We start from the raw sequence: 6,877 nt of genomic DNA, 5'->3' as shown, positions 1-6,877 counted from the left end.
TGCACCTCATAAAAGAAAAAATTACTTTGCTTATTACTTCTTTCTCAAACCTAAATAGCACACATTTTTTGCCATTATGCCCAGGATGACAGCAAATTGCTAGAATTGCTGGATCCCCTGGTCAAGCCAGAGGATGACAAACAAGCCAGGACAACTACATATTGCACCAAGCACTATCGAACCATGTTCACCTTTGCGATCAACCTTGCAATACTAGTGGCATTGCGTCCCAGAAAATCTGCAATCTCTTGCAAGCTGTAACCTTGCGATACAGCTTTCGCAGCAAACTTTCCGCGTGCGATGGAAAGTTTTTGCGTTCGCGATGCTGAGTGAAATTCTTTGTGGTTGAGTTTTTCGTGCATCAACACTTCTTCCTCAAGACGAGTGAGAGAAAGTTTTTTTGCACTCTCTTTTTTTCCTCCGCTCTCTACAACCGACCGCACAAAAGCTGCGTCACCTAATACAAGTGCTTTTGTTTTAGGGTACAACTCATCGCTGGCATCATCGCCAGCTTCGGCATTCACAAATACTTGCATCTCGGCTTGCGAAAAGCCTGTGCTCATATTCAAAAAAGAGGGCGGTGATGCAGAAAAATAAGCCTGATAGCTACTCCATTTCCACTCTTCAGCTTTGTGCACCAAGTTTGCTCGCACAGGATTTTGCAGCAGGTGGCGCACAAGCTTTTTAAAGTATTTTTCTTTTTGGCAGCAGATTGAAGTGTATCGGTCATAAAAAAGATTTCCGCTCTTTTTATACTTGGTATTGAAGTATTGAACATAGCGCTGCGTAATACTTTGCATAATTTTTGAGAGGGGAGTGTTTGTGCGCTCTATCAGCAAATGCACATGGTTGGGCATGAGCACATAAGCATACAGCTTGAAGTCATACAGCTGAAAGGTTTCAGCAATCCGCTGAAGGTAGGCAGCGTAATCATCCTCATCCAAAAAGAGGGTTTGCTTCCCATTCGCTCGGCAAATGACATGCTGAAGATGGCCCGGGAGATCAAATCGTAAAGCTCGTGGCATGGCTAACCTCGTATATAATAGTGTACCGCCCCTGCATTATCTGAAAATTTTCCCCTGGAAACAAGCGATAAAATTCACTTTTTTTGCAGACATCTTCATTTCCCTTTATTTTTCAAGAACTTGTGATCTAAAAAAACCACGCAACCTTTTCAAAAAGCACCCGATAAATATAGCGTAGGGAAAGAAGGGCCCAAAGTGGGCTTTTTCTCACAAAACCCTGCGGGGGAATTAAAGTTTCAAGGAGGAAGTTATGATTTCAGCTGGAGACATTACATTAAAATCAAAAAGCGCAGCTTGTGGCGGAGATCTCGCATGCGGAGCAATGTACGATGAGAGAAAAAAAACATGTGATAATGATAAAAATTCTGCAGAGTGCAAGAATGTTCCTGCTGAGGATAGTCGCCTCTATAAAGGTATTCAAGAAATAAAACCTATGAGTCATAAAGACTTCTCAAGCTTGTGGAAAAGCTTTGAGTCGCGTGAGGTTGGACTTGCTGATCTTCTTCCTACATCTAAAGCAAAAGCCGATAGTAAAGATTCAGATGCAATACCTGCTCCGGTAGTGGCACCAGAAGAAGACACAGCGGAACCACCAGCCAGTAAAAATGACCATTTCACTTTGGGTTTATTTTTTGCGCTTGCTTTAGGAACGGAACTAATGAGTGGCAGTTTATTAAAAGATAACGATTCAGTTCCCATTAACGACTTTAATACTGATCCAAATCGTGATGGCAGTGCAAGCGCCTCCGCTGGTTATGGAATTAGCTTTGGATTAAATTTAAAACGCCATTTTGATCCATCTCAAATAGGGTTCTATGTAAAAGGTGGTTTTGAAGCACTAGCTACTATTCTAGATCCTCTCACAGAAGAAAATGGTGCTGTTCAAGCCAATAATTCTGTTTTGTGGCAATTTGGCCCAACACTAGGTGTTGGGGGTACTTTTGACATAAAAGGTTTGCCTGTCTCAGCAGGGGTAGATGCCCAATTAATTTGGCGCCAAGCTTCTCAAGATATATTTTTACCTCGCTCTGGAGATGTGACTAACCAAGTGGAATCAAGCACACCTGTATTTGCAGTAATTCCAAATATTTCTATCAGGTTTGGTGCAATCAGTGCATTTGCTGATGTTTCATACCAACCAGCTACTACAAGTGAAATTCTTATTTCTGCTGGTCAGCCAGATGCCGATGATTCTAAAAATCCATTTCGCATTGGAATAACAGGAAGATTTGGTGTCCAATGGAATATTTTAGACTTTTGATAAAAAAATCTTTCGGGGGAAATGTGGTAGTAACCTTATTTAGAGGAGTAGTTATGAAAATAATAATGAGAACACTGTTTATAATAGCATTGCTTACGTTTGGTCTGGGACTTCCTGCTAGGAATGCAGAAGCTGGATATCCTTATGCTCACATGACTCAAAACTATTGTGAGGTTACAAATGCTATTTGGGACATCAACAGCGCAGATAGGGACAAACTGAGACTTCCTCGGGCTATGTATCACGCAAACTTGTTATCTGGAAGTGCTGATGGAGGTTGTCTTGATTTAATTAGCATCACAACAAAGCAAGAAATCGTGATGAAAGGACCCCTTACCATTAGAGCTACTGGTGAAGAAGGAAGTCCATTTGTACTCCAAGGTGGATGCGAACCAAACCATTCTCCAGGAACTGAATGTTCTGGAACAAGCACTTTAAATGCCTCTCAAATTCCTACTAACAAAGACTATAAATGTGCTGTTCGCATTATTGGAAATTATGTTCGTCTTAGCAACTTAATCATAAAAAACATTCCCGAAGGCATGGATGCAGTATGTATGGAAGGCAACTATGCTGAAATGGATAATGTAAATGTTAGCTCAAACATTCCAAGCAGCACAGCCGTTGCAAGCAGTGATGAAGAAGGTGCAAGCGTAAAATCAAGCGCATTTGTTATTTCTGAGTCTGCAAAAGGAAACAGGATTCTCGCAAACTCTTCTGTAAAGGCAATTGACGGCTATGCTATCTGGATTAAAAACCCAGCATTAGAATCCCTTAACTTTTTGCAACCATACAATGGTGCTATTGGTGCTACTCAACAAAACGGCTTATCCGAACTCAACGATCAAGCATCGCGCTTTGACATTGAGGCGGTTGGCTCTGGCACTGGTGATTGGTTCAAATCTGAAAGTCCAATAAAAGTAGTTATCACACGAAAAATATTTCAAAACACTACACCTGCAGTTATTAAATTAAGTGGTCATTTTGTGAATGGCGATTCAGGTGACATGTGTAATCCTACAAACGCTTATAAAGGTGTAAAACGAGTTCAGGTTTATGCTGCTGGTGGTTTGAATAATGAAGGTAGAATTTCTGAAGGTGGATTCATTGGCTACGTTGGTAAAAAAATTGGTGCAAATGGTTTGGACCAAGTAACTGGAAAGTTTCAAATTGAGCTTCCAGTTCAAACAGATAATGCACTTATAACTTTAGTCCCAGAAACTTCTGGTGGAACAATTGGAACAGCAAGCCAAGCTATTACTGCAACGGCTGACAACGACGACCTTCCTTGCCTTGATGCACGAGGTAATAACATTGGCGGTTCTGGCAGCGATGGCAGTAACGGTGGTGGCTCGGGCTCAAATGGTGGGGATCTCCCTGATACGCCAGGAAAACCATTCGAAGGCTACACAAGTATTCAGGAGTGTAAAAGAGAACGATCACTTGATACCTGCCAAGGCGAAGCTTCATGCCGTGCTCCAGATAACTTCTACTACGACAGCGATGGCGATGGCCTCTTCGACAATCAAGAAGATACTGACGGCGATTGCGAATGCGATAATGGTGAAGAATTTAGACATGACTTCTCCGGCAACTTACTTGATGAAGAAGGCAACATTGTAGACAGCACAAATGACTCAGTAAAACATCGTGAAACCTGCTGGTATACATTTGATACCGATACTGACGGAGTTCCTGATGGTGCCGGCACAAATGAAACAATCAATGAAGATACTGATGGAGATAAAATTCCAAATGCTCTTGATGACGATAGTGATAATGATGGCCTTAAAGATGGTGTTGAAGATAGAAACTCTATCTATACGAGAAGTCGCGGAGGAGATCCTATCTCCGGTATTTATTATCGATATCAAAACGTTTTCTCTTTCGTGCCGCTTCAAGTACGGAATGCTGATGGAACAACGTCAGTAAAAGAATGTACACTCGGAGCAGAGGGAAGAGAAGTAGGCATCAGCTACACTTGGGCGAAGCTTGCTTGTGCGGCGTCAGATGTAGACTGTGCAACGGTTACAAACATTGCAGAAGTTGCCTTTGGAAACGGTTTTGCTGAAGATGCAACTACCAGATTTGAAGTTGTTGCTTGTCGTAGCAGTTCACTTGCTTCGTCTGCAAACTTCAACGGAAGTCGCCAAGACGGCAATAACGAGCTCGATCCTACACATCCAGATACAGACAGCGACGGATTCTGTGACGGTGGTGGCAGTGGTTATGGAGTTGCTGGTTCCGAAACACGATGTACCCCAGGGCAAAAACCTGTTGATTCATGTCCTTTATTTGCCGATGCAACAAACGCTTGTACTACAGCAGCCAAGTGTAACTCAGAACAAGTGCTCTTTAGTGTGCTGAGCAAATGGACCCTCAATGACAACCGAGGAAGTCCGCTTCGCTTCATTGACCAATACGACTGGAAAGGTCAGTTCGTTTCAAGCGGAGATGGTATTCCAGATGTTGTTCAAATTGAAAACACTCCAAGTGCTGAGGAACTCACGAATAGAACCGAGATGGCTAAAGCTACACGTCAGTCAATTGAAAGAAACGCACCTGGAGATACCGATGATGATGGTATTCCTGATGTAGTAGAAAATCCATTCAGCGTTTGCCCAGATGCAGCTAACGCTTCACCACGAGAAGATAATCCAAGAAGCTGGGGATTAAAGTATTACCTCGCAGATTCAGACGGTGACGGCTTTGGCGACGGATATAAAGCTGGCGCAACTGCAGACGTATGCTTCGAATCTTTTGGAGAAAATGATGGAGTAGGCTCACCTACTGATCAATTAAGCTGTGATCCAACAAAAGTAACCGAAACTGAGATCAACACAGTGGTAGCCCTCTTCATCGACAGAGATAACGACAGACTCCGAGATGCAGAAGAAGATGTGAACCTTGATGGAGATTATGCAAGCGCCTCTTCAACTACCTACATTGGTGGATTGAATGAAGAACAAATCAAGCTAGCAGAATCAAATCCACTTTTAGCGGATACCGATGGTGATAGTATCCCTGACTATATTGAAAGAACCAATCCAGTTATGGAAGGACCAAACGGTAAACTCTATACACATCCAGCCGTAAGTGACACAGACCAAGACGGTCTCTCCGACGGATTCGAGATGTTGCTTGATGGAATTCCAGGATACTCAAAAGTAAACTCATCAAATGGTTTCACTTGCTTCAATAACTTGGACCATGACACGAATCCACTTGATCCAGATACAGATGAAGACGGCCTAAAAGACGGGGTAGAACTTGAAGCTGATTCAATACCAGAGCGTGACTTCAGAAGTCGTATTACAACTCGCGATCCGGTAACTGGCATCTTCATTATCAACGAAGCTTTCTGGGCAAACGGTGCCGTTAGAGTTGGATCAAACCCTAACGCAAGTGATAGTGATGGAGATGGGCTCTCAGACGGTGAAGAGCATACTGAAAACGGTGAAGTAGATATTAATGCACTTACCTCATATGCTTGTAGTATCAACTCTGACGGTGATGGTAAGAATGACGACAAAGAATTCCCTGGTTGTGCACTCAACCCAAGCCCAGATTGCGAAGGCATTGACTCGTCAATTGGTACAGGTCGCGATAGTGATGGTGATGGGCTCTCAGACGAACTTGAGAGAAAGCTGGGAACACTTCCAAATGAAGCGGATACCGATAAAGATGGCCTTTTAGATGGCGAAGAAGACTGTGATTTAGATGGTATCTTCGACCAAAGCCAAGTTCCAGATGCAAACGGTTGTATTGAATCAGACGCTAAAGTGGCAGATACCGATGGCGACGGTGTGGGCGATAGAGAAGAACGTGAGTATGAAGGCATTGGCTCAAACCCACAAAACAAAGATACTGATGGTGATGGACTAGCTGATGGCATTGAAAACAGAAACCGTAACTCCATCAAAGAACTCAGTGAAACCAGTGCTATCAATGCCGATACCGACGGTGACGGACTCGTAGACGGATTCAGCCCAGCAGACAACGCTGGTGAAGATCGCAACTTAAACGGAGTACGCGATCAAAATGAAACCAATCCACTTGATCCAGATAGTAACCGTAACGGTGTTCCAGACGGACAAGAAGTAAGAGCAAATGGTGGTGTAAATCCAGATTACAATGCAGCACTTAGAAGCTCAGACTGTTCGCTGATCCCAGGAACAGCAAGTGCCGGCGGACTTGGTGGAATAGGATACATCCTAGGATTGCTCCCACTGCTTGGCCTCACAAGGAAGAAGTTCAAGCTGGAAGAAAAAGAATAACGACGGGCAAAGCATATGGAGTGGGCATCACAGCCCACCCCACATGTTCCCCTTCTTGAGAAACAGGGAAATGGGTTAGGAAAGAAACAGAAGCAGAAGGAACAAAAAACTAAGAACCACAAACTAAAAACTGGTTCTAAAGATGCTCCCCCTAAGGCCCCGGGTTTGCGAAAGCAGCCTGGGGTTTTTTAATGGATTGTTCAAGTTCTCTGTCATCCTCGCGCAGGCGGGGATGTGGATTCACATTCGAAGTGCAACACTTGGTTCAAGAAGACCTCAGCAGGAGTTCGATAACCAAGACACTTCCGGGGAGT

At 43.5% G+C, this 6,877-nt stretch carries 3 protein-coding genes; 2 read left to right on the top strand and 1 reads right to left on the bottom strand.

Going from position 1 to position 6,877, the window contains the following annotated elements; genetic code table 11:
• Nucleotides 1-173 precede the first annotated feature (173 nt).
• Nucleotides 174-1,025 carry a hypothetical protein gene (locus COV43_05890; protein PIR25330.1) on the bottom strand — a complete coding sequence of 284 codons (852 nt, stop codon included), beginning with the start codon at nt 1,023-1,025 and terminating at the stop codon, nt 174-176.
• Nucleotides 1,026-1,275: 250 nt separating this feature from the next.
• Here COV43_05890 and COV43_05885 point away from each other — a divergent pair, with 250 nt between their 5' ends.
• Nucleotides 1,276-2,286, top strand: coding sequence for a hypothetical protein (locus tag COV43_05885; protein ID PIR25329.1), 1,011 nt, complete (start codon nt 1,276-1,278; stop codon nt 2,284-2,286).
• 53 nt (nt 2,287-2,339) lie between these two features.
• The gene (locus tag COV43_05880; protein ID PIR25328.1) at nt 2,340-6,563 is read left to right on the top strand and encodes a hypothetical protein; all 4,224 of its coding nucleotides are present in this window, start codon (nt 2,340-2,342) and stop codon (nt 6,561-6,563) included.
• The last annotated feature ends 314 nt before the right edge of the window (nt 6,564-6,877 follow it).

The organism is Deltaproteobacteria bacterium CG11_big_fil_rev_8_21_14_0_20_42_23 (assembly GCA_002796345.1).
Lineage (GTDB): Bacteria > UBA10199 > UBA10199 > 2-02-FULL-44-16 > 2-02-FULL-44-16 > 1-14-0-20-42-23.
The sequence above is the reverse complement of the archived record's forward strand: the minus strand, read 5'-3'. Positions and strand labels throughout refer to the sequence as shown.

Bases quoted from the DNA above. Each gene is read 5' to 3' on its own strand.
- COV43_05890 (PIR25330.1), bottom strand. From the start codon at position 1,025: ATGCCACGAGCTTTACGATTTGATCTCCCGGGCCATCTTCAGCATGTC.
- COV43_05885 (PIR25329.1), top strand. From the start codon at position 1,276: ATGATTTCAGCTGGAGACATTACATTAAAATCAAAAAGCGCAGCTTGT.
- COV43_05880 (PIR25328.1), top strand. From the start codon at position 2,340: ATGAAAATAATAATGAGAACACTGTTTATAATAGCATTGCTTACGTTT.